Raw genomic sequence first — 21071 nt, 5'->3', positions numbered from 1 at the left:
TACCCAATCACTCTTAAATTTGCAAGATTGTTACTCTATGGGGGTGTAATAGATTGTGTTCTTATATAGAAATTCAGTAATATGGCAGACTTCCGAAACACCGATATCGGTCATTTCCGTAAGGCAGGAGTGGCTGGTTAATAAACATGGAGCCTCGAAAAGATCGCGGTTCTTAGCCTAAAGAATTTGTTGGAAGGAGTCTTAATTAATTGACCGCTATACGTCCTGCTAAATTATTTTATATTGCCATAGCTTTAACCTTATTTTGTACCGCCGCTTTTTTCTTTCACAAATACGCCTCAGAAATCATCTCCTGGGTGGATCAATTGGGCTGGCTTGCACCCGTGCTTTTTATAATCATTTATTGCCTGGCCACTCTTATGTTTGTACCGACCATGGTCATTACTTTAGCTGGAGGCGCTCTTTTTGGCCCTACCTTGGGTACGTTAGTCAATCTATTGGGAGCGACTTGGGGAGCAGCCTGCTCTTTTTTGATTACTCGCTATTTTAGCGATAATTGGCTACCTAAAAATAAAGACGGCAATTTGATGAAGCTTATTCGTAGTGTGGAACAAAAAGGATGGGTGTCAGTTGCTCTACTGCGCTTATTTCCTATTATTCCTTTTAATCTCGTCAATTACGGTCTGGGAGTTACTGGCATAAGTTTCCGCACCTACTTATTAACTACCTTTATTTTTTTGATTCCACCGGAAATTATTTATACTTATTTTGGCTATGCAGGAATGGATGTTTTAATGCAACAAGGGTCTTTTTATCGTAATAGTGGAGTTATTATTTCAGGAATTGCCCTACTCCTCCTGTGCTTATGTAAAATAGGTGTCCTAAAGATTAAAAAACCATTCAAGCAGCCAAAGACGACTTTAGTTGCTCAAGCAACGGATGACTTATTGGCAAATCAATTCCAGCAAAAGAACGAATCACTTGAATCCCCTGCAAAGAATTCGTAATAAAAATCGCATCAGCCGCTTCAAGCCTGGCTTGGGTTAATGACTGTTCATAGCAGGGGATATTTTTCTCCCGACAAAAGCCAAGAATCCTTGAACGTGTAATTCCAGGTAATAACCCATCAGTCACCGGAGGGGTGAATAAAGTGTGCTGCTGAATGATAAATAAATTGGCACATGTGGTTTCGGTTGCATGATGTGCTAAATTAAAAAACAAGGCATCATCAGCCCCCACGGTAAGTGCATGACGCTTTGCCATAATTGCTTCTAAATAATTGACCGATTTTACTTGATAGATTGGATTTGCTGCATCCCTCAACCAAGGAGCAGAAATTAAACGTAAGGGATTAACTTGGGCGGTAAATGGAAAGGCTTGCAACACTAATTGGCTATGTTGCCCATATTGGGTTAAGCCTCGGGGTGCGCTACCAGCACTTAAAATAGCTTTAATCCCACCGCTAATTAATTGCTCTTGTTGAATTTTTTTCACTAAACACTGCAACCACTGTTCATAGGGAAGAGTAAAAGGAATACCTAACCTCTGTGCAGAACTATTTAGCCGTTGCCAGTGTAAATTAGCCCAGCACGGTTTGCCATGTACTATTTTAAGTGTCTCAAACAATCCCTCCCCTAAAAGGATGCGATCATCTGCTGCGAACACTTTACTCTTCTCCTCCTCCATGAACACGTGGGTATACATAATTAGGGAATTTGTCTAATAGTCTCCAAAATCATCCAATTCATCTCGTAAACGCTTTTCATCCAACATTTGCTCTAAACGTCGGCGCGCATCAAGATCTTTAGGATCAGCAGTCTCGATTTCTGGATCAATATCCAAATCCTCTTCGATGTCAAACTCTTCGACTACTTCGCTCGTTGCATCGTCATCATTTTCTTCAAACAAATCACTCATAACATTCTCTCAATGATTTATTAATGTCTAATCGGGTTAAACCGAAACGGGTATATACCTTATTTTTTTTTCTTTGCCTAGAGTCTTAGCCAGTTTAATTTTTAGGTGCATCGCGATAAAAATAATATTTGTTCTACAAGAATTCAGTTTTACTAAAAGAGTAACAGCTTGCCTTTAGACGACCATAATGAAGCTCATTAACTTCATAGCAGTATTCCAGAAGTCTAATCACTTGAACTTTGACAATAAAAAAATGATAATTTAAGAAGAACATATAGCCTTCTATATCAATATGGCGGACCAAGTAAAAAAAGCATTAAGAGATACAATGAAACAGATACGCGCTAAAATATCTGTTTCATATCGCTCCACAGCGTCCAATCAAGTGTGTACCCGTATACGTTCTTTAGAGCAATACCGGCACGCAAAACGTATTGCTTTGTATTTTGCTGTGAATGGAGAAATTGATTTAGGAGGAATTTGGAACACCGCTCCCTTGCAAGGAAAATTTTGCTACTTCCCCGCAATCAATGAAAAAGATTTAACTCTTTCATTCTTACCGGCAACTCCAGTAACCCCCTTTAAAAAAAATCGCTATGGGATTCCTGAGCCTGATGTAAGTCATGATTTAGCCATCCCTGCAGAAGAGCTGGATTTAATTTTAATGCCTCTAGTTGCTTTTGATGTTCGTTGTACCCGTCTGGGAATGGGAGCTGGTTATTACGATAGAACATTTAAAGATAAAGCGAATTGCACCTTATTTGGTGTGGCTTATCAGTTTCAACGAGTGGATTTTATTCAACCTCATCCCTGGGATATCCCTCTTGATGCGGTGATTACGCAAAGGGCAATTTATTGGCGTAATCCAGCGTAGATGAGATTGGTTTTTTTCGCAATCGCAGGAATGCGCTTTGTGAGGTTAATTAATAAAATCCTAAGTTACCTGAAAATATCTATTTCGCCATCGCGAGAAACGATGTGACGAAGCAACCCTGCGGTTCGAAGCACATACCTCTGGGTTGCTTCGCTGGCAATGACGAGGTTTTTATTCATAAAGTTCACGCAACGCGCAAACGTTAACGCGCCTGCCTGCAGTTGGAAAATATCCAACTTAGCTCAACGCATCTGCCCCAATCTCCCCAGTCCGCACCCGCACCACCTGCTGCAAATCATAAACAAAAATCTTCCCGTCTCCTATTTTGCCCGTATAAGCAGACTTACAAATTGCCTCAATTGCCGCCTCAACCATATCATCAGGCAAAGCCAATTCGATTTTGATCTTAGGGAGGAAATCCACCACGTATTCTGCTCCGCGATATAATTCCGTATGTCCTTTCTGTCGCCCAAATCCACGGGTTTCAGAAATAGTAATGCCAGGTACGTTGATATCCATTAAGGCTTCATGCACATCATCTAATTTAAATGGCTTAATAATTGCTGTAATCATTTTCATAATATATTCCGTATGCTTTTTTTAAGATGATACTTTTGTTAGACTCGTTACAAATACAATAAAGGAGTGAACATGTTCGACCCCAAACAATTTGACGATTTAGCGAAAAAACTTTTCGCAGCACTTCCTCCAAGTCTACAAAACATTGAAAAAGACATCCAACAAAAATTTAAAGAAGTATTGCATGCCGCATTTACGCATATGGATCTGGTTACGCGTGAAGAATTTGACGTACAAACTAAAGTATTAGCACGTACACGCGAAAAATTAGACCAAATTCAAGAACAAGTGAATGAATTAATGAGTCATCAAGAGAAAGAGAAAAAGAAAAAAGAAAAATAAAACCTTGTGCCCAGTTCATTTTGACCAGGAATAGAAATGAACTAAGCCTTAAAGTCCAACCGATTAACAAGGGATTAATCTATATGAATCTTGCATTTGTAAAAACACGTAGTACCGTGGGTATATTAGCGCACCCCGTATCCGTAGAAGTTCACTTATCAAATGGCATGCCAGGCTTTGCGATTGTAGGTCTTGCTGAAACTGCAATCAAAGAAAGTAAGGACCGAGTACGCTCTGCCATTATCAACAGCCAATTTGAATTTCCCTGCCGAAAAATCACTGTCAACTTAGGCCCTGCGGATTTACCTAAAACGGGCAGTGGTTTTGACTTACCCATAGCCTTAGGCATTCTTGCCGCCTCAAATCAAATACCCCAACAAAGCTTATTGCATCATGAGTTTATTGGCGAATTGGCATTAAGCGGAGAGCTTCGGGGAATTTCTGCGATTATTCCCGCAGTCTTAGCAGCTCATAAAAGTAATAACCATTTGATTATTGCCAATGCTAATGCCGTCGAAGCATCATTAACAGGGCATCAAAATATCAGCACTGCGAATAACTTAAGAGAAGTGTGCAGTTATCTATGCCAAGGAACTCCCTTGCATTTTCTACCTCCTCGCCCCGAACAGAATTCTATCCAATCAGAACTCGACTGGTCAGAAATAAAAGGGCAACTTCATGCAAAAAAGGCTATGGAAATTGCCGCCGCCGGTGGGCATAGCATTTTACTCAGTGGTGCACCAGGGAGCGGTAAAACCATGTTAGCCAAACGCTTCAATACCTTATTGCCTCAACTTTCAGAAACTGAAGCTTTAGAGTGTGCCGCAATTAGCTCAATTCGTGGTAAACTGCCCAATTTTACGGAGTGGCAATCACCTCCCTTTCGTGCTCCTCATCATACAGCCTCGCCTATTGCTTTAGTCGGCGGCGGCAATCCACCAAAGCCTGGAGAAATATCACTTGCTCATAATGGCGTATTATTTTTAGATGAGCTACCTGAGTTTAATCGTCATGTCTTAGAAACCCTAAGACAACCTTTAGAATCGGGCACGATTTGCATTTCCAGAGCAGCAGCCCAGGTGGAGTTTCCTGCAAGTTTTCAATTACTAGCCGCCATGAACCCTTGCCCTTGTGGGCAATGGGGAAATACGCAGGCAGATTGCTTATGTAGCCCTGATCGCATTAATCGCTATTTAGGCAAACTCTCAGCTCCGCTTTTAGATCGTATTGATATGCAAATTACCATTCAAGCATTAACCCAGGAAGAGCTTATCAAGCCTAACACAAATCCGGAAAAACAAAGCGCGCGTATTCGCGAGCAGGTTGTCCAAGTACGTGCCCTACAAATGGAGCGGCAAAACTGCCTGAACGCGAATCTAAGCGCCAAAACCTGCGAGCAAGTATGCAAGCTCGATACAAAAGAACAAGAATTTTTAAGTCGAGTAATGAGTCAACTGAAATTATCTGCTCGTGGTTATCATCGCTTATTAAAAGTGGCACGGACCATTGCGGATGTAGAGGGAAGTGCTCTGGTAAATTTGGCTCATTTACAGCAAGCATTGTCATTTAAACATACTTTGCAAAAGCCTATATGACAATAGGAGATCGAGTTACAAGCAATCAGGCTACATTATTTTGCATAATGCAGCCTGGTTGCCGCGAATTGATTTAAATAATTATTTACTCGCCAAGGCATCAAAAATTGCCATCCGTGCAAACACCCCATTCTGAACCTGTTGGAGAATAAATGAATGGATGCCATCAGCTACATCGCTGTCAATTTCAATACCTCGATTCATGGGCCCTGGATGCATCACCATCACGTCGGGTTTAGCAAAAGACAGAGTTTTCTGTGTTAACGCAAAGTCATGGCGGTACTGTTCCAAATCCATCTGATCATTCGCCAATAAACGCTCACGCTGCACTCGCAGACAAATCACCACATCCGCATCCGCCAAGCCTTCACGAAGATTTGTCGTAACACGTCCATAATGAAGCGTTGGTGGTTGCCAAAGTTCTGGGGCGATTAAAACTAGCTCCCCGACTCCTAAAGCTTTAGCCATACATTGAAAGGAATTGGCAACACGCGAGTGACGGATATTTCCTAAAATCGCAATTTTTAACTGCTCTAATTTTGATTTTTGCTCCAGGATTGTCATTATATCCAGTAATGCCTGACTGGGGTGAGCATGAGTGCCGTCCCCTGCATTAATGATATGAACTTCATTGCCTAAACTCTGGGCCAAATTTTGTTGCAAACCATCTTGCTGATGGCGAATCACGAAATGTTTAATCCCCATCGCCGCTAACGTTCTAATGGTATCTTCAATTACCTCACCTTTAGTTTCTGAAGAACTTTGTAGATCCAAATTAACCACTGGCATTGATAAATGATTCGCAGCTAATTCAAAACTAACTCGAGTTCGCGTACTATTTTCATAAAATAAATTAGCTACCGTATGGTGCTGATACGAAGGATAATCCTGCTGCTGTTTAAAAGAAAAAGCGCGTTGTATTAAAGATTCGATTTGTTGACGGGATAATTGACTAATTTCTAGAAAATGCTTCATAAAACCTCATTCGGGATATTGCAGCCACTGCTCAAGTATAACACAGGCAGCAATGCTATCCACCTCGGTTTGCTTGATTTTACGATACCCGCCTTGCTCGAATAATTGTCCGCGTGCCTCGACCGTTGAAAGCCGCTCATCGACTAAATGCACCGTCAGTGCAAAGCGTTTGCGTAATTGTTTCGCGAAACGCCGCGCGGCAGAAGTAGTGTAGAGTGCGCTACCATCAATGCAGGTTGGAATCCCCACAATTAAAGCCTGGGGGTTCCACTGGGAAATTATTTTTTCTACAGCACTCCAATCAGGTACTCCCATCTGCGCACGCAACGTAGTTAAAGGTGATGCACTGCACGTCAACCGCTGGCCTACAGCCATCCCAATACGTTTGTAACCAAAATCAAAAGCTAAATATACACCATCAGGCATGACCAGAATTTACACTCAGTTGATTCATTTTAATGCCCAAAGTTAATCCGGCATATTCCCAACGATCTTCAAAAGGAACATCATAAAGAATTTCTGAGCGGTAAGGACAAACTAACCATAAATTATTCAAAATTTCTTTTTCCAATTGATTCTCTACCCAACCACTATAACCTAAGGTAACCAAAACATCTTTGGGTCCCTTATCATCAGCGATCGCGCGAATAATATCATTGGATGTAGTTACCGTCACGTCTTCTTGTAAAAACAAACTTGAGCGCCACTCACCTAAATCCTTATGCACAACAAAACCGCGCTCGGGCTGGACTGGCCCTCCAAACATTAACGGCAAATTACTTTGCTCAATGCGTATAGGCTCAATATCTAACTGCTCAAAAACTAATGATAAGGAAAATTGCATCGGACGGTTAATAATCAAACCTACAGACCCTTCCTCGCGATGTTCACAAAGGTATATCACCGTTTTTTCAAAATTTGGATCGTGTAGTGAAGGCATCGCGATCAACAAATGGTTTGCCAAAGAGTTTATTGTTGTCATACTGCCTCCTCATAAAGAGCAGCCGTCTATTTTAATTATACACCATAAACAACATGCCTATTTACTAATCACCAAGTATCTACTGCATTTATTTTTTTATTGGCTGCTGCGGGCTTATTTCCCATAATGGTAACTTTAATATATAACGTTGATTGCTGAGCAAAGGTATTGCCTGCAGAGTAAGAGGTGGACGAATTATCAGTTTGTTGTGCTCCTTCAGGACTTCCTAAAGAAACCCATTTATTCAGTGGGATCATTAGTTTCGTATCAATTTTTTGATTATCAAATTGCTGACCACCAGCAGGATTCATTTGTTCGCGTAAACGACGTACCGATAATTCAACTTGGGAGCCACGCAAAACAGGTTGAACTAAAATACCATTTTTAATTTGATGTTGCTCATAAGTAATACCGGTGCCGTAAAAACCTGCACCCACAGAAGTAACGATTGGCACTTCTTGATTTAAGCTCACCAAAGCAGATTCACCATTCATTACCCGTACTGATTGGCTTTGCAACATTTGCGACTGCGTTTGGGTACTGTATGTTACTGAGTTATCATTTTGCGAGCTAAGCCACTGTGGATCGCCCTGGTAAACTGAAACATTAAAGGTAACCGGCGGTACATCGATCTGATGCAATATTGTTCGGAGTTGCGTCAGGGTTTTTGCATCGACTTTGGCAACTAATGTTTGCCCAGTCCCGCTAAGTGCCTCTCCTTCGGGCATCAAGGGCTCCATTAATTTAATTACTTTTTCGGCAGGGATGTACTGCAACTGAATAACCTTTGTAATTAGCCCTTGGGCGAATACATTATTTACGAAAAAAAACACGCCGATTAGCCATACCCGTTTCATGTGTCAAACTCCCTGTAAGCGCAATTTATTTTTTGAACGGCTATGCACATCCCAAAATATGCATAAAAATCACCTAATATTTTCAATTGTAGCATCAATATCCGGAATCAATAGTTTTGTTCCTATAAAAGTTTGGGTATACTTCAACAAAATCTTTTTACGAGATCACTATGGGTAGCATTTTTAACATGTTTGGTCCTTCTCCAATAAGGCCGATAGAACAACACATGCGTAAAGTACATCAATGTGCAAAACAGCTATACCCATTTTTTGAAGCTGTATTAAAAAAAGATTGGCCCACCGCAACCAGTATTAAAGACAAAATAGTTTCTCTGGAAAAAGAAGCAGATCTCATTAAACGCGATCTACGTCTTCATTTACCAACTGGCCTATTTTTACCCGTCTCACGTACTGATTTACTTGAGCTACTTAGTGCTCAAGACAGCATAGCCAACAAAGCAGAGGATATTGCTAATTTTATCATCAGCAGAAAAATGATAATTCCTGAAGCGCTGACATCGCTATTCATGCCATTTTTACATCGCTGTTTGGACGCCTCCAAACAAGCATGTAATGCCATTAATGAACTGGATGAGTTGCTGGAAACGGGGTTTAGAGGTTCTGAGGTTAAAATCGTTGAAGAAATGATTATGACCCTCTACGAAATAGAACATGACAGCGATGAACGGCTTGCAAAAGTCAGACACCGTATTTTTGAAATCGAAAAAGATTTATCGGCAATCGATACAATCTTCCTCTATAAACTGGTCCAGTGGATCGATGACTTGGCTGATAATGCTCAAACAGTGGGCAGTCGGCTACAAATTCTAATTGCTCGGTAGTAAATTCCTATGGATTATTCAATCGTTTATCTTTGTATTGCTATTATTCTTTGTTTTTTAATGACTTGGGGCGTGGGAGCTAATGATTTGGCCAACGTCATGAGTACCACCATGGGTTCAAAAGCAATAACCGCGAAGCAGGCTATGCTTATTGCGATCATTTTTGAATTTGCTGGAGCCTTTATTGGTGGAACTGGAGTTACTGAAACCATGCGTGATGGGATCATTAACACCAGCCAATTATCGGGGCAACCTTTAATTTTAATTGAAGGAATGCTTGGGGTTTTATTAGCCTGTACCTTCTGGATGAACCTTGCCAGTTACATTGGCGTTCCGGTATCCATTACTAATGCGCTCGTCGGTTCAATGGTAGGTTTTGGAGCCGTAGTTCTTGGCACAGATGCGATTCATTGGAATCAGGTAAGTCGTATTGCAGTTAGCTGGATTACTTCACCACTGATTTCTGGAATCACGGGATATATGTTATTTATTAGCATTCAACAGACTATTTTTGTCAAAAGTAACCCGCTGGCTAAAGCGAAAATCTATATTCCCATTTACCTCTTTTTAATTGGTTCTATTTTATCGTTTATCACCGTTTTTAAAGGCTTACACCATTTTGGTATTCATTTTAATTTTAAGCAGAACTTAGCGGTAACACTGGCGACCAGTATTATTATTACTTTAATTGGAATGATCTTTATCCGCCGCATCCCTGAACATCCAAGAATTAGACGTAGAGAACGTTTTATTCAAGTGGAGAAGTACTTTGCGGTACTCATGGCTCTAACTGCGTGCGCCATGGTTTTTGCCCATGGTTCCAATGACGTGGCATTGGCTGTGGGCCCATTAACGATTATTCATAGCTTAGTGATGCATTCTCATCAAACTTTTGATGCGAATAATTATCCGGCTTGGATTATTTTATTGGGATGTGTGGGTGTAGTAACGGGACTATTGATGTACGGTAGAAAAGTAATTGAAACTGTAGGCAGCTCAATTACCGCCCTCACCCCCAGCCGGGCCTTTGCCGCAACCTTAGCAGCAGCAACAACCGTTGTAGTGTCAACCAGTATTGGGATTCCGGTTTCAGCAACGCAAACTTTAGTGGGTGCAGTGTTGGGTGTGGGTTTAGCGCGAGGTATTGGTGCATTAAATCTGATTGTGATTCGTAATATTTTCATGTCATGGGTACTTACCCTACCGGCAGCATCTCTTTTAACTATCTTATCGTATAAGATCTTGCATTGGTTTTTAGGATAATTGCCCAAACTCTGTAGGTTAGCTTAGCTCACCTACAGAGTTTCAATTCTGGGGAATGGAGTAAGAAGCATTAGACTTCGCTTCAAATTACATAACCATTTAGGTTATAGTGGGTATACTAGGTTGCCAATAGTAATTCATACTAAAAGTTCCTTCTGAACCATAACGGTTAACTAAGGAATTGGCTAAATTTACAGTTTCCTCTTCGTTATTTTTATCAATTATCTTTTCATATACTTGTTGATTATTGAAAACATAATTAAGAATTCGCTCGTGAAATTCTTTTTTTATATGCTTTAAAACTAAACCGAATGAATCGATATCAACTAAAATATTTGCCAGTAGCGGTTCGCATGAAGAAATCACATCCATTGCTTCATGGCGTTGATCTTCTGAAAAAAAAGATAAAAATAATTTCAAATCATCAGTATCTTTAATTACATTAACTAAGACTCTTGGTCGCAACCACGAATCAACTAAATTATCTGTGGGAATTTCTCCATTACATGCTGATTCTATACTGGCAAGCGTCCATCCTTCGGCATTAAAAAAGGTCATATTATTCCCTGTAAAATTTAAAATATTCCCATATTGTAGTAAATTGGAGCAAATTTCACAATGCCTTAGTTAAGGCCCAGTAATGTTATGGTATCCATGGTGATTATCGCCTCCTAAATTAGATTGCCCCCAAAAAGCATTGAGAATAGCGGGATATTGCGAAATGATGGTACTAACGCCAGCTAATCCGAGAAGCATAAGAAAAGACACATTCGAATATACGCTTGTTTTTTTAGGTCCTTCTTTGAAAAAGCTTTGCTTTACTAACTCTGAACACCTAGGGCTTTCCTCAGCAAGGGGACGCGCTTTAGACTGTTCAAATGCAGATTCATTAGGCTCAGCCTGTTTTGTCGCTGCAGTTAAATTGAGCTTTTGGCGACTTGCTTCCGATAATTGGGAGATTAGCTGAGGTGCAGAATCAAGGTGGCGTACTACAGCTTCTGAATCAATATCTGCAGAATAAGTTAAATAAAACTCCATTAAATTAGCATCTGAGGACTCTAGCGTCACATCATCATGGCTAATTAAATATTCGACCAAATTAATGCATTGCTCATTGTCTTCTAATTTAATTAAGCCCCGACGCATATCATGCAGTAAGCTACTAATATGAGATTCATCACACTCTATTAAATGTTGATATAAAAAGAGTCTATCTTCTGAAGTTAAACCATCCTGTGAGGCATTAGCCTTAATGAGCTGCTCATAAATATCAGCAAGAGCCACACATGTCTCGGGATAGTCTTCTGCCTCTGAATCAAGATAACTAAATTCTTTAGCTAAATAAACAAACGCGTTAAACCCCTGCGGATGTGCTTCATCAACCTCAATGGAGCATTTATCGATTTGAACTCGTTTTTGTTTAAGTAATAAGGCAACTACTTTGGGATTATGTTGATCAATTGCCAAATGCAATGGCGTCACCCCAACTCTTTTTTCAGGGGTGTTTAATAAGACATCCTCATTATTAATTAAACGCTCACAAACATCATCAAGCCCTTTTAAAATTGCAAAATGAAGAGGGGTGAAACCGGAAAATCTTGCGTCTTGCGATTTGGTATTTAATTGAATATCTTCTGTTGATAATAATTTATTCACTACCCCAAGCTGCTTATGTAAAAGCGCTAAATGCAAGTAAGTCATACCATCGGCGGCTTTATTCACGCGGGTCATATCTTTGTGGTTTAAAATTTCCAAAGCAATATCTTCGCGCCCACAAGTAATGGCATAGCGTAATGCGTCGTTATGTTTTATATCGATTAATCGAGGATCTGCTCCATATTTGTTTAGGAGTAATCTTACTTCGATTAAATTTCCACGAATTGCTGCTTCCATTAAGGCAGTCCTGCCATTAGACGCTTGCCTGTTGACGATAACTTTAGCTGCCTCTTTTAGACTATTAGACCGCAGTCTTGTGGCAGGATCATGTTCTATGGAAATATTAATAAGCGTATCGAGAATAGTTTCTAAGTCCATTTCCTGTGGATGAGAACTAAAGCATTCCAAAGAAAGCGGCATCCTCTCCACATAGGTATTACTATGTCCAGTTCTAAGCCCTCCACAAAACAAATCATAAAATTTATCATCAACTTTTAATCTCATTGAGCCAAATTGCTGGTTAGGATTAAAATAAATAATTTCATTTTCTGCAGTAGGCTGAATCATTGACGCGTGATAATCAGCAGACGTATAAATTAGTTGGGGCTGGGTTTTATATACTTCTTTAAAAATAAAATCCAGGGTGTACTGGTTATGAATCCAGGACAACGACAAATTACTAAGAACGCTATTGCTACCTAACATCTCATTAAAAAGCGGAAAAGGATTGAATTGCTCTTTCTGAAGTTCACCCACTTTTTTTATAAAAAACTCCATATCATGTTGTAAGGATTCATTAATAGCAGATGTACCATCCCAATGCGCAATACGCCCCAGGAATAGTTCAAAGCCCTGCAACTGCGATGGTGAGTGCGAAATTCCTTTACTGATCTCTCCAGCAATGAACGCTAACGCAATTCCCCCACACTGCCCTTCAGAGCCTAAGAGATCCTCTTTAGGAGTACCAATTAGCTGCTGGTATTTTCTTACATTATTAATAATCCTTCCCTGAGAGACACCAATAAAATTTATTAATTTAAAAAGATCAAGAAAAGCCTCTTCAACGATAGTCTCATAGTCCTCAGCGCACAAAGCATCTAAACACATAGATACGTTAATTTCTTGGTGCATAGGAGGTTCAGAACTATTTAATTGTTCTGCCTCCTGCATTACAACTTTTTTGATTTCTGCTTCCAGATCAATATGGCTAAAAATACCGTGTTCTTTAAAATGATGTTCTATACCAGAATGCACTAAATATTTTTCCACATTACCCATAACTTCTCGAATACGTTTTTCTTGCATAATGGAATCCCAATCGTCAAAAGTAATTTGGATAACGTCCTGGTTCAATTTTTACCTACGTGTTAAATTAATCTAACATAAGAAAATTAAATTAAGCTTAACTACTCTGCTGACTTAGACGAAAGGGCATAATTAATTAAAAAAAAATGCGACGTTTTGTGCTTATTGGGAAAAATAGCTCTATTGGGCTCATGCTAAAGCTACTGTAATGTCAATCATAATGTGGATTAAACACCGCACGATAGGATTCGCGAAGCGACATGCTGAAATATGGGAAATTCGCTTAAGAGCAAACTCATAATAAACGGCTATGAATCAAATATAAAACGAGTCTGCAATGGCTAGATTTATGCTCAATGAAGAGCGTTGAGCAGCGCTAAGGCGTGCTCATGCATTTGCTATAAGATTTAACAAAATAAAGCTATGGGGGTGCCTTTTTTGTGGTTTGATGAGGCAGTGTCTGCTGAGCCTTGTCAATGGACCAGATCGTACTGGATGCCGCGGACAAGCCCCGGCACGTAGACGGCAGGTGAATTATCACCACCTTAGAATCCTTCCCAAATCTCCCCTTTTTGTTCTTGATAATCTTTGTTATCACGCATGTTGCTTAAACGTTTATGCTTAGTAATTTCTCTGATTTGTGATTCTGACTTACTATGAGTTGCATCAAATTCAAATAAAAATTTATCATAAGGGCTTACATAAGCTTTATCTATATCATTGCTATTCATAATCAATCCAAAATTCGCACATTCTTAAAACAGCTATTTTATAACTTTTTCATCTAAGTTACCATTGGCAACGTTTAAAGAAAACACTGAGGCAAATCATGAGCTTAAAAAAAGCAGAACTACATGTCCATTTAGAGGGCACCATTACTCCGGATTTGGCTGCTGCATTAGCCAATCGAAATAAATTAACCTTACCTTCTGGACTTGTTGCCCCCGATGGCAAAAGCTATTTGTCTAAAGACTTTCTAGATTTTCTTAAAGTTTATGACACGCTGGCAGCTGTAATCAAAGATCCGCGTGATTACTACGATATTACCTTCGACTATTTAAAGTCTCGAGCAGAAGAAAATGCCATTTATGTAGAAATGTTTTATTCTCCTGATCATGCAGAACTTTCTAGCGGCATTCCTTCGGCAGAACATCTAGTCGCAATTCAACAAGCAATTGATGATGCCAAAGCGCGGTTTGACATTGTAGGACGAATTATTCTCACCGCCGTACGTCATTTTGGTGTTGAGGCTGCCGAGCGTGTGGCACGTCAAGCACATAAAGATATTTTCCCATGTGTTACCGGTTTTGGTTTAGGTGGTGATGAAGCAAACTTTCCACCAAAACAATTTGCCAAGACCTATCAAATTGCTGCAGATGCAGGTTTAGGATGCACCGTACATGCCGGTGAATTTGCCCCTGCAAGCGGTATGGTTGAGGCAATGGAAAATCTGCCTATTACCCGTATTGGACATGGTGTTAATTCAATTTACTCTCCTGAAACCATGGCCATGGTTAAGGATAGAGGAATTACCTTGGAAGTTTGTCCAACCAGCAATATCTTTTTGGGCTTGTTTAAAGACATGAATAGTCATCCATTCCCTAAGTTTTATGAAGCAGGTATCAAAGTCTCTATTAGCTCAGACGATCCCCCATTTATGAGCACAACACTGGGCATGGAGTATCAGCGTGTTCAGGAATCTTATAATTATAGTGATGAGACAATGAATGCAATTACGCGTATGGCGATTGAAGCAGCATTTGTTGATCAACAAACAAAAGAAGAATTATTAGCTCGTATCTAGAATAATAATTAGGGCCGTCGTCCTTACGGCAGTACGTAATGACGACGGCTTTTTAATGCATTAACCATTGTTATGCATCTGGTCCATCAATTGTTCAATATAACGTCTGCATGTTAATGGGTTATTCAAATAATTAATAACACGACGCGTACCTCCAGTACCTGTAATAGATACCATCCCATAACGTAAAATACTGCCCATGATTGATTGGCGTATATCGATTGCTTCGATTTTGTTTAAGGGAATATCAATTGTTCGTCTCACTACAATTCCAGTACGTACAATTACCTGGTTTGTCTTTATTGTTAAAGAAGAAAAATAATACGTGACCCAGGTCATAAACATCCATGCCAAAGCAAAAAATGCCAGACCATAACCCACCTCGCGTAGATGGGGCACATAGAATACCAGGGCGATAGCGCCGCCTAAAGCCAGGCTAGGCCAAAAAAATATAATCCAATGCATGCGGGTAAAATAGACAATATTACTGTCTGTTGTTTTATCAATCATTATTCACCTATATTGTAGGCTGGTGCCGCAAGGCCCAGCACAGGGCTAGCCCAACTGTGTTTGCTGGGCATAGCAATCGCAGTCTACGCATTACGTTACCATGTTCGCTTAAGTTGACGCCCAAAATTGCACTTTTAACGACCATCTATATAAAAATATAATATTGTATTTCGTATTAATTTGCTATTCTATAGTTGATTCAGTTTAAATAAAGATAACACTATGCGCTCTATTAATCGCTGCCTTAATAAACAACTCGCTGACCTTTGCCAGCGTTCATTACAATTGGAAGAGCTCTCCAATAAGTTACGTCAGTTCCTTCCGGATGAATTAGCCAAAGAATGTCTGGTAGGAAGTTTTAATAAAGGCTGTTTATTAATTACTACAGCCAATGCCGCCTGGGCATCTCAATTACGTTATTTAGTTCCTGAACTACGTGATAATTTACGTAAAGCTGGCCTCTATCAATTACTCTCAATTAAAATTTCGGTAGTTGCTCCGGTAGTGCACTATGAAAAACCCGCGGAGCCGCAAAAACAACAGTTATCTGCAAAAGCCAAAGAAGTGATTATCAGTGAAAGTCAGCACTGCAGTTATGAACCACTACAAAAGGCGTTACTGAATTTGGCAGATAATGCTTAAAACGTATCTGCAAAGCGTCGAGCTACCCATTCTTCACCAAGATAGCCAAAACAGTCTTGCAAATATTCTCGCAATTCGTCTTCCTGCATAAAGTGTTCAAAACCAACTGGCTCAACATCATGATGTACATAAGCTCCAAAATAATGTTGGGAAAAATGCACATAGTCTTTGGTATGCAAAATGAAGGCATGCCATAGCTGGTCCAGTATTAGCAAAGGCCCAAAAAGATAGGTTTTTTTACCTTGTTTTGCTCGTTGTTGATTAAGCCATAACCATGCCAAAAGATCCGCAAACAAAAGCTCAGCCTCTTGCTTACTAATCTCTGGATGGTGATGACAAAAATAACTGACTACCGCTGGATTACGGTAGCTCAGTACGTGCCCAAGTTCCATGCTCATTTAACCGCAGCAAGTCTTTTGTGCACTTGGTTTTTGGGTTACATAGCGAACAATACGGCAGATCATTTCTTCTTTAGTCATTAGATTATCCAAGTTATCAAATTGGTTTAACAGTTTACCTAATGTATAGAAATCTTTCAATCGTATTCCTTGTTTTTTCTCCTTTTACGGCAATTATCCCGCCATACCCTTATATTGAATGCCTAACGAGAGCACCATATTTTTATTATTTAGCCCAGCGCTTGCGGGAATATAAATTTCGTCTTGCGTCGCATTATTTCTTATATTCATGTCTGCTACCTTATTCGGTATGTAACTAAAAGCACCTTCAGCAAAGAGTTTGATCTGTGGCCTTACATAATAACCGGCATTAACCGTAACATTATAAAATTCAAAATTATCTCCACGCTCATGGAAGGTGAGGTCACGCATATAATGTTGGTCCACATCTTTTGCAGTAACCCAGCTACTGTATTTAAACAGAGCATTAAGCTCATAAGCATTAAGGCGATAATTACCTAATATTCCGATATATGGCGTGCTAAAAGTTTGTTTATAGCCAATTCCCTTTTCTCCTTCGGGAAAACAACCTACATCGGCGCCATCGTTATAAACATAGCATCCACCTTTTGCTAAAAAGCTGAATAAGGTCCGCTGGTATCCAACCATAGCCGCTAATTGTACTGATGAGAGCCGGAAGAAGCGGGCTCTAAGGTTCAAATCAAACTCATTTGCCTGACGCAAATCAGTGTCTTTACTGTGTGACCAATCGCTCCAATGTCTTTGAAATGGATTTACCCAATCATAATCATCCATTACGGCATCACCATTGGCTAAAGTTATCCATCCTTGAGCATTAAAGCCAAGCCAGGGTAACAAGGTGTAATTTGTTTCGCCCTTAATCACGGCAGCGCCATTAATTTTCCAATTTAATTGGCTTAGTTTTTCAGCGCCTCCCTCGTCATAAACAAACTCTTGTGATTTTCCGGCTAAATACCCAATCGATGCATTCACAGAGAAATGATCGGTTAATGAGGTGGTTGCCGCGTAAGTGCTTGACGTTGCAATTGAGACTGTAGTTAAGATTAACTGTGACCATGTTGTTTTTTTCATTATTATTAATGTTCCTTACTTCTTATTTTCAGGAGCACCTTTTACCCTATTTAGCCATTTTTTTGAAGACAAAAATGGCTTATTCTTTTTGAATCACTCAATTGAATCATATTATGTTTGGGGTAGTCCTGTAGCTTGAGGCATCGAGTGGTTTTTTTGAAGTTAACTTGCCTCATAGATCCGCCTATGATGATGACCATCGAAAACAAGTCAATACTGAACATAGGACTTGGACATGCCTCCATGTCCAACCTAAATTATACCCCCAACATAACGTATCTCTATGCCATTAACCCACCATCAACCCCAATGAATTGACCTGTAATATAAGGTGCTTTATCGGAAGCTAAAAAGACAATGGTCTTAGCGATTTCATCAGGACGCCCTAGACGTTTTAAGGGAACCTGGTTAATAAATACTTCTTTTACTTCATCTGTGGCGGTAAAACGATCAAACATTGCCGTATCAATTGGGCCAGGAGAAACTGCATTCACGCGTACATTAGCACTGGCTGCCTCAAGTGCTGCAACTTTAGTTAAGCCTTCAACAGCATGTTTACTAGCGCAGTAAATCGCAGCCCCTGGGAAACCTTTTCTACCAGCAACGGATGAAATATTAATAATAGAACCTGAGCCTTGAGGAATCATCACTTGCAGCTCATACTTAAGGCAAAGAAGCACTCCTACTACATTCGTATCAAACACTGCATGATAACTTTCAATAGTGCTTTCAACTACTTGGGCATGCTCCCCCTCTATTCCGGCATTATTCACTGCAACATCCAGGCGCTCAAAACGATTTATGGTCTGCTCCACTAAAGTCTTAACGTCTCCTTCATTGCGAACATCAGCCCGTACAAACTCAACCTCAGCACCCAAAGCCCTTAACTCGTTTGCCAGAGATTCCCCTTCTTCTTGCCGGCGTCCAGAAATAATAAGATTTGCTCCCTCGCGAGCAAAAGCAAAAGCCGTTGCCCTGCCAATACCGGCAAGAGCTCCGGTTATAAGAACCACTTGTTTGTCCATTTTTAGCTCCTTGTAATCATGCAACTGCATGAACTGATCCAATTAAGTATAGTAAATTATAGCTAAGCCCTTTAGCTCAAATGACTCCAGAACTATAATTAGGTATTAAAACGTTTTATAGGTTGATTGTTTTGATCCCCAACATAACTGCTACATCCTACCTGCAACTCCCTGATAATTTTTATGAAAAAATTGCCCCAACCCCTATTAGAAACCCCTCATTGGTGCACTTCAATCATGAGTTAGCTACTTTCCTTGGTGAATATCCCTCAGCGACTTATAGTGAAGAAGAGGCCATAGCAATTTATGCAGGTAACTGGACGCTCCCAAAGTTACAAAGTGTTGCCTTAGCCTACTCAGGCCACCAATTCGGCCATTTCGTTCCCATTCTGGGGGATGGGCGTGCCATCATGCTGGGAGAAATTATCGCAAAAGATGGAACACACTGGGATATGCAATTAAAGGGCTCTGGAAGAACTCGATTTTCTCGCAATGGTGATGGTCGGGCACCACTATCAGCAGTATTAAGAGAATACATCCTTAGCGAGGCAATGCATGGTTTAAACATCCCTACTACTCGTTGCCTGGCAGCAATTGCCTCTGATGAACAAATTTATCGTCAAACAGGATTAGTTCCAGCTGGAGTGCTCACGCGTATTGCGGCCAGTAGTTTACGGGTGGGCTCATTTGAATATGCGGCGACTCAAAAGAATACTCCTCTTTTAAAATGTTTGGCTGACTATGCGCTAAAACGGCATTTTCCAGAATTACTGCTCCAAGATGTTCCTTACCTGGAGTTATTTAAAACCATCATGGAGCGCCAAGCCAGCCTCATGGCCGAATGGATGGGCGTTGGTTGCATCCATGGGGTGATGAATACAGATAATATGGCGATTTCTGGAGAAACGCTCGATTATGGCCCCTGTGCGTTTATGGATGAATTTGATTTTAAACAAGTTTATAGTTCAATTGATACTATGGGACGCTACGCCTTTGGTCAGCAACCCACTATTGCCCACTGGAATTTAACTATTCTTCGTTTGGTGCTCCAATCTTTATTCAATGAGCAAGAACAAGAGGCCTTAGATGAAGTTCTTAATTCATTTCCTGACCGTTTTCATTATTATTGGAGTGCGAAAGTACGAGCTAAGCTTGGGTTAATCGAGCTTAATGAACACACGGTGAAGCTCATTGAATTATTTTTTGCTTTATTGCAACAGTATAAACCTGATTTTACTAATACCTTTCGCTTATTAAGCCTGGCAATTGATTCCCCAGAGCCACAAAAAAGTTTAATCCAGGCCTTAGGAGGACAGGCTCAAGGAGAACAATGGGTCAATGATTGGTCTAATTATGTAAGCCAACAAGCCCTGGACATTGAGACTATAAAAAACCGGATGAATCAGGTTAATCCCACCTACATACCGAGAAATCATTTAGTAGAAAATGCCATAAATCATTTTATACAAAATAATGATCGTAGCTTAATGGATAGACTATTGGAGGTATTAAAGAGTCCTTATCAGCAACAAGCTAATACAGAGGATTTACAATCATTACCGCGACCTATGGAACGGGTGATGCAAACTTTTTGTGGAACATAGTAATAAAGTAATCCGATTGGAAGCAGCATAAACCTTGAATTGCTTCACTTTGTTTGCAATGACAGGGGTAAATTTAATGTTTCGTAGTTACTCTAATGGAGGAACGAGCAACCCAGAGGGTCAGGAGCACAGAACCCTGGGTTGCTTCACTTTGTTCGCAATGACGGGAATAAATTTAATTGAGTAGTCAGTGATTATCTTTCGATTTAATATTCCGTCAATTGCGAGAACCATAGTGACGAAGCAGCCCAGGAGCCGGACGCAGGCTCTAGCTGTTCACTTCATTCCTAATCAGGAGATAAATTAAAGGGTTTTTATATAAAGTACTTCTTTTAATAATGCGCCCCCCTCATAAAATTCTTCAAATTTCGTTGCTTCTGAAAGTGTAAAGCCTAATGCTTCGTAAAAATTCCTTGCCTGGCTATTCTCTTCTAATACCCATAACCCAACCTTTTTATAGCCCATCGCAACTAATTCTGACATTGCGGCCAAACATAATTGAGTTCCTAAGCCCATCCGCCAATAATCAGGATGCAAATAAATGGCACTAATTTCTCCAAATGCACTCTGGGTACTGTTTCCACGAAAGGCGCAAATACTTGCAAAACCAATAAGTTGCCGCTCATACTCACAAATAAGTACTCGCACATTCTGTTCTATTAACTTGGACCATTGTTGAGTGCGCTCAATTAAAGATAAGTTTTTTAAGACCTCTTCCGGAATGAACTCTTTATACATCTTTTGCCAAGAACAAATATGTACCTTCGAGATTGCTTCTGCATCCTGTACATTTGCTATACGGATAGCAGTCTGATTTTTATTCATAA

The 21071-nt window shown here is 40.1% G+C and carries 25 protein-coding genes; 9 read left to right on the top strand and 16 right to left on the bottom strand.

All coding sequences use genetic code 11. The features are described 5' to 3' along the window. Window positions 1–209: 209 nt before the first annotated feature. On the top strand, window positions 210–968 hold the full coding sequence (locus BN3124_RS01945) for a TVP38/TMEM64 family protein (RefSeq protein ID WP_078061451.1): 759 nt from the start codon (window positions 210–212) through the stop codon (window positions 966–968). Here BN3124_RS01945 and BN3124_RS01940 read toward each other — a convergent pair. Both BN3124_RS01940 and BN3124_RS01935 read right to left on the bottom strand, forming a co-directional pair. Next, window positions 862–1647: an aminotransferase class IV gene (locus tag BN3124_RS01940; RefSeq protein WP_149865181.1), complete on the bottom strand. Its 786-nt coding sequence runs from the start codon at window positions 1645–1647 to the stop codon at window positions 862–864. The genes BN3124_RS01945 and BN3124_RS01940 overlap by 107 nt on opposite strands. Before the next feature lie 33 nt (window positions 1648–1680). Beyond that, window positions 1681–1878, bottom strand: coding sequence for a PA3496 family putative envelope integrity protein (locus BN3124_RS01935; RefSeq protein ID WP_058533174.1), 198 nt, complete (start codon window positions 1876–1878; stop codon window positions 1681–1683). 292 nt (window positions 1879–2170) lie between these two features. On the opposite strand from BN3124_RS01935, the gene BN3124_RS01930 reads away from it, so the two are divergent. Beyond that, entirely contained in the window at window positions 2171–2752 is a 582-nt protein-coding gene (locus tag BN3124_RS01930) for a 5-formyltetrahydrofolate cyclo-ligase (protein WP_058533173.1), read from the top strand. Between the two features lie 237 nt (window positions 2753–2989). On the opposite strand, the gene BN3124_RS01925 is transcribed toward BN3124_RS01930, so the two are convergent. Next, entirely contained in the window at window positions 2990–3331 is a 342-nt protein-coding gene (locus tag BN3124_RS01925; protein WP_058533172.1) for a P-II family nitrogen regulator, read from the bottom strand. A gap of 72 nt (window positions 3332–3403) precedes the next feature. On the opposite strand from BN3124_RS01925, the gene ubiK reads away from it, so the two are divergent. Then, a complete protein-coding gene (gene ubiK / locus BN3124_RS01920) occupies window positions 3404–3673 on the top strand; it encodes a ubiquinone biosynthesis accessory factor UbiK (protein ID WP_058533171.1) in 270 nt (89 codons plus the stop codon). Between the two features lie 83 nt (window positions 3674–3756). Next, on the top strand, window positions 3757–5268 hold the full coding sequence (locus BN3124_RS01915) for a YifB family Mg chelatase-like AAA ATPase (protein ID WP_058533170.1): 1512 nt from the start codon (window positions 3757–3759) through the stop codon (window positions 5266–5268). Window positions 5269–5349: 81 nt separating this feature from the next. Here BN3124_RS01915 and BN3124_RS01910 read toward each other — a convergent pair whose 3' ends face one another. The 4 genes from BN3124_RS01910 to BN3124_RS01895 form a co-directional block, all read right to left on the bottom strand. After that, window positions 5350–6243 (bottom strand): aspartate carbamoyltransferase catalytic subunit, encoded by an 894-nt coding sequence (locus BN3124_RS01910; protein WP_058533169.1) that lies wholly within the window; start codon window positions 6241–6243, stop codon window positions 5350–5352. A gap of 6 nt (window positions 6244–6249) precedes the next feature. Next, entirely contained in the window at window positions 6250–6669 is a 420-nt protein-coding gene (gene ruvX, locus BN3124_RS01905; RefSeq protein WP_058533168.1) for a Holliday junction resolvase RuvX, read from the bottom strand. After that, window positions 6662–7225 carry a YqgE/AlgH family protein gene (locus BN3124_RS01900; RefSeq protein WP_058533167.1) on the bottom strand — a complete coding sequence of 188 codons (564 nt, stop codon included), beginning with the start codon at window positions 7223–7225 and terminating at the stop codon, window positions 6662–6664. Before BN3124_RS01900 ends, ruvX begins: the two co-directional genes overlap by 8 nt. Window positions 7226–7293: 68 nt before the next feature. Continuing rightward, on the bottom strand, window positions 7294–8082 hold the full coding sequence (locus BN3124_RS01895) for a type II/III secretion system protein (RefSeq protein ID WP_058533166.1): 789 nt from the start codon (window positions 8080–8082) through the stop codon (window positions 7294–7296). Between the two features lie 170 nt (window positions 8083–8252). Between BN3124_RS01895 and BN3124_RS01890 the strand changes: the two genes are divergently transcribed. Both BN3124_RS01890 and BN3124_RS01885 read left to right on the top strand, forming a co-directional pair. Next, window positions 8253–8924 (top strand): TIGR00153 family protein, encoded by a 672-nt coding sequence (locus BN3124_RS01890; RefSeq protein ID WP_058533165.1) that lies wholly within the window; start codon window positions 8253–8255, stop codon window positions 8922–8924. 9 nt (window positions 8925–8933) lie between these two features. After that, complete coding sequence (locus tag BN3124_RS01885; RefSeq protein WP_058533164.1) at window positions 8934–10187, top strand: inorganic phosphate transporter; 1254 nt, start codon at window positions 8934–8936, stop codon at window positions 10185–10187. Between the two features lie 99 nt (window positions 10188–10286). On the opposite strand, the gene BN3124_RS01880 is transcribed toward BN3124_RS01885, so the two are convergent. From BN3124_RS01880 to BN3124_RS01870, 3 genes are all read right to left on the bottom strand, one after another. Continuing rightward, window positions 10287–10745, bottom strand: coding sequence for a hypothetical protein (locus tag BN3124_RS01880; RefSeq protein ID WP_058533163.1), 459 nt, complete (start codon window positions 10743–10745; stop codon window positions 10287–10289). 69 nt (window positions 10746–10814) lie between these two features. Then, window positions 10815–13148 carry an ankyrin repeat domain-containing protein gene (locus tag BN3124_RS01875; protein ID WP_058533162.1) on the bottom strand — a complete coding sequence of 778 codons (2334 nt, stop codon included), beginning with the start codon at window positions 13146–13148 and terminating at the stop codon, window positions 10815–10817. Window positions 13149–13693: 545 nt separating this feature from the next. Then, entirely contained in the window at window positions 13694–13879 is a 186-nt protein-coding gene (locus BN3124_RS01870; protein ID WP_058533161.1) for a CBU_0585 family protein, read from the bottom strand. Window positions 13880–13977: 98 nt separating this feature from the next. On the opposite strand from BN3124_RS01870, the gene BN3124_RS01865 reads away from it, so the two are divergent. Beyond that, window positions 13978–14952 carry an adenosine deaminase gene (locus tag BN3124_RS01865; RefSeq protein WP_058533160.1) on the top strand — a complete coding sequence of 325 codons (975 nt, stop codon included), beginning with the start codon at window positions 13978–13980 and terminating at the stop codon, window positions 14950–14952. Between the two features lie 60 nt (window positions 14953–15012). On the opposite strand, the gene BN3124_RS01860 is transcribed toward BN3124_RS01865, so the two are convergent. Beyond that, entirely contained in the window at window positions 15013–15462 is a 450-nt protein-coding gene (locus BN3124_RS01860) for a PH domain-containing protein (protein ID WP_058533159.1), read from the bottom strand. 222 nt (window positions 15463–15684) lie between these two features. On the opposite strand from BN3124_RS01860, the gene BN3124_RS01855 reads away from it, so the two are divergent. Beyond that, window positions 15685–16104, top strand: a complete 420-nt coding sequence (locus tag BN3124_RS01855) for a DciA family protein (protein ID WP_058533158.1) — start codon at window positions 15685–15687, stop codon at window positions 16102–16104. On the opposite strand, the gene BN3124_RS01850 is transcribed toward BN3124_RS01855, so the two are convergent. From BN3124_RS01850 to BN3124_RS01840, 4 genes are all read right to left on the bottom strand, one after another. After that, entirely contained in the window at window positions 16101–16502 is a 402-nt protein-coding gene (locus BN3124_RS01850; protein ID WP_058533157.1) for a glycine-rich domain-containing protein, read from the bottom strand. The genes BN3124_RS01855 and BN3124_RS01850 overlap by 4 nt on opposite strands. Next, complete coding sequence (locus tag BN3124_RS17055) at window positions 16503–16643, bottom strand: hypothetical protein (protein ID WP_155522658.1); 141 nt, start codon at window positions 16641–16643, stop codon at window positions 16503–16505. It abuts the gene before it with no gap. 33 nt (window positions 16644–16676) lie between these two features. Beyond that, the gene (locus tag BN3124_RS01845) at window positions 16677–17615 is read right to left on the bottom strand and encodes an omptin family outer membrane protease (protein WP_058533156.1); all 939 of its coding nucleotides are present in this window, start codon (window positions 17613–17615) and stop codon (window positions 16677–16679) included. A 281-nt stretch (window positions 17616–17896) separates the two neighbouring features. Beyond that, the gene (locus BN3124_RS01840; protein WP_058533155.1) at window positions 17897–18640 is read right to left on the bottom strand and encodes an SDR family NAD(P)-dependent oxidoreductase; all 744 of its coding nucleotides are present in this window, start codon (window positions 18638–18640) and stop codon (window positions 17897–17899) included. Between the two features lie 131 nt (window positions 18641–18771). Here BN3124_RS01840 and BN3124_RS01835 point away from each other — a divergent pair, with 131 nt between their 5' ends. Further along, window positions 18772–20244 carry a protein adenylyltransferase SelO gene (locus tag BN3124_RS01835; protein WP_230849040.1) on the top strand — a complete coding sequence of 491 codons (1473 nt, stop codon included), beginning with the start codon at window positions 18772–18774 and terminating at the stop codon, window positions 20242–20244. Between the two features lie 303 nt (window positions 20245–20547). Here the strand turns inward: BN3124_RS01835 and BN3124_RS01830 are convergent, their stop codons facing one another. Then, a complete protein-coding gene (locus BN3124_RS01830; protein WP_058533153.1) occupies window positions 20548–21069 on the bottom strand; it encodes a GNAT family N-acetyltransferase in 522 nt (173 codons plus the stop codon). Between the last annotated feature and the right edge of the window lie 2 nt (window positions 21070–21071).

Origin of the sequence: Legionella saoudiensis, from assembly GCF_001465875.1 — a bacterium.
Taxonomy (GTDB): Bacteria; Pseudomonadota; Gammaproteobacteria; order Legionellales; family Legionellaceae; genus Legionella; species Legionella saoudiensis.
This window is presented reverse-complemented; position numbering and strand designations above follow the sequence as displayed.

Bases quoted from the DNA above. Each gene is read 5' to 3' on its own strand.
- BN3124_RS01940 (WP_149865181.1), bottom strand. From the start codon at position 1,647: ATGGAGGAGGAGAAGAGTAAAGTGTTCGCAGCAGATGATCGCATCCTT.
- BN3124_RS01935 (WP_058533174.1), bottom strand. From the start codon at position 1,878: ATGAGTGATTTGTTTGAAGAAAATGATGACGATGCAACGAGCGAAGTA.
- BN3124_RS01930 (WP_058533173.1), top strand. From the start codon at position 2,171: ATGGCGGACCAAGTAAAAAAAGCATTAAGAGATACAATGAAACAGATA.
- BN3124_RS01925 (WP_058533172.1), bottom strand. From the start codon at position 3,331: ATGAAAATGATTACAGCAATTATTAAGCCATTTAAATTAGATGATGTG.
- ubiK (WP_058533171.1), top strand. From the start codon at position 3,404: ATGTTCGACCCCAAACAATTTGACGATTTAGCGAAAAAACTTTTCGCA.
- BN3124_RS01915 (WP_058533170.1), top strand. From the start codon at position 3,757: ATGAATCTTGCATTTGTAAAAACACGTAGTACCGTGGGTATATTAGCG.
- BN3124_RS01910 (WP_058533169.1), bottom strand. From the start codon at position 6,243: ATGAAGCATTTTCTAGAAATTAGTCAATTATCCCGTCAACAAATCGAA.
- ruvX (WP_058533168.1), bottom strand. From the start codon at position 6,669: ATGCCTGATGGTGTATATTTAGCTTTTGATTTTGGTTACAAACGTATT.
- BN3124_RS01900 (WP_058533167.1), bottom strand. From the start codon at position 7,225: ATGACAACAATAAACTCTTTGGCAAACCATTTGTTGATCGCGATGCCT.
- BN3124_RS01895 (WP_058533166.1), bottom strand. From the start codon at position 8,082: ATGAAACGGGTATGGCTAATCGGCGTGTTTTTTTTCGTAAATAATGTA.
- BN3124_RS01890 (WP_058533165.1), top strand. From the start codon at position 8,253: ATGGGTAGCATTTTTAACATGTTTGGTCCTTCTCCAATAAGGCCGATA.
- BN3124_RS01885 (WP_058533164.1), top strand. From the start codon at position 8,934: ATGGATTATTCAATCGTTTATCTTTGTATTGCTATTATTCTTTGTTTT.
- BN3124_RS01880 (WP_058533163.1), bottom strand. From the start codon at position 10,745: ATGACCTTTTTTAATGCCGAAGGATGGACGCTTGCCAGTATAGAATCA.
- BN3124_RS01875 (WP_058533162.1), bottom strand. From the start codon at position 13,148: ATGCAAGAAAAACGTATTCGAGAAGTTATGGGTAATGTGGAAAAATAT.
- BN3124_RS01870 (WP_058533161.1), bottom strand. From the start codon at position 13,879: ATGAATAGCAATGATATAGATAAAGCTTATGTAAGCCCTTATGATAAA.
- BN3124_RS01865 (WP_058533160.1), top strand. From the start codon at position 13,978: ATGAGCTTAAAAAAAGCAGAACTACATGTCCATTTAGAGGGCACCATT.
- BN3124_RS01860 (WP_058533159.1), bottom strand. From the start codon at position 15,462: ATGATTGATAAAACAACAGACAGTAATATTGTCTATTTTACCCGCATG.
- BN3124_RS01855 (WP_058533158.1), top strand. From the start codon at position 15,685: ATGCGCTCTATTAATCGCTGCCTTAATAAACAACTCGCTGACCTTTGC.
- BN3124_RS01850 (WP_058533157.1), bottom strand. From the start codon at position 16,502: ATGAGCATGGAACTTGGGCACGTACTGAGCTACCGTAATCCAGCGGTA.
- BN3124_RS01845 (WP_058533156.1), bottom strand. From the start codon at position 17,615: ATGAAAAAAACAACATGGTCACAGTTAATCTTAACTACAGTCTCAATT.
- BN3124_RS01840 (WP_058533155.1), bottom strand. From the start codon at position 18,640: ATGGACAAACAAGTGGTTCTTATAACCGGAGCTCTTGCCGGTATTGGC.
- BN3124_RS01830 (WP_058533153.1), bottom strand. From the start codon at position 21,069: ATGAATAAAAATCAGACTGCTATCCGTATAGCAAATGTACAGGATGCA.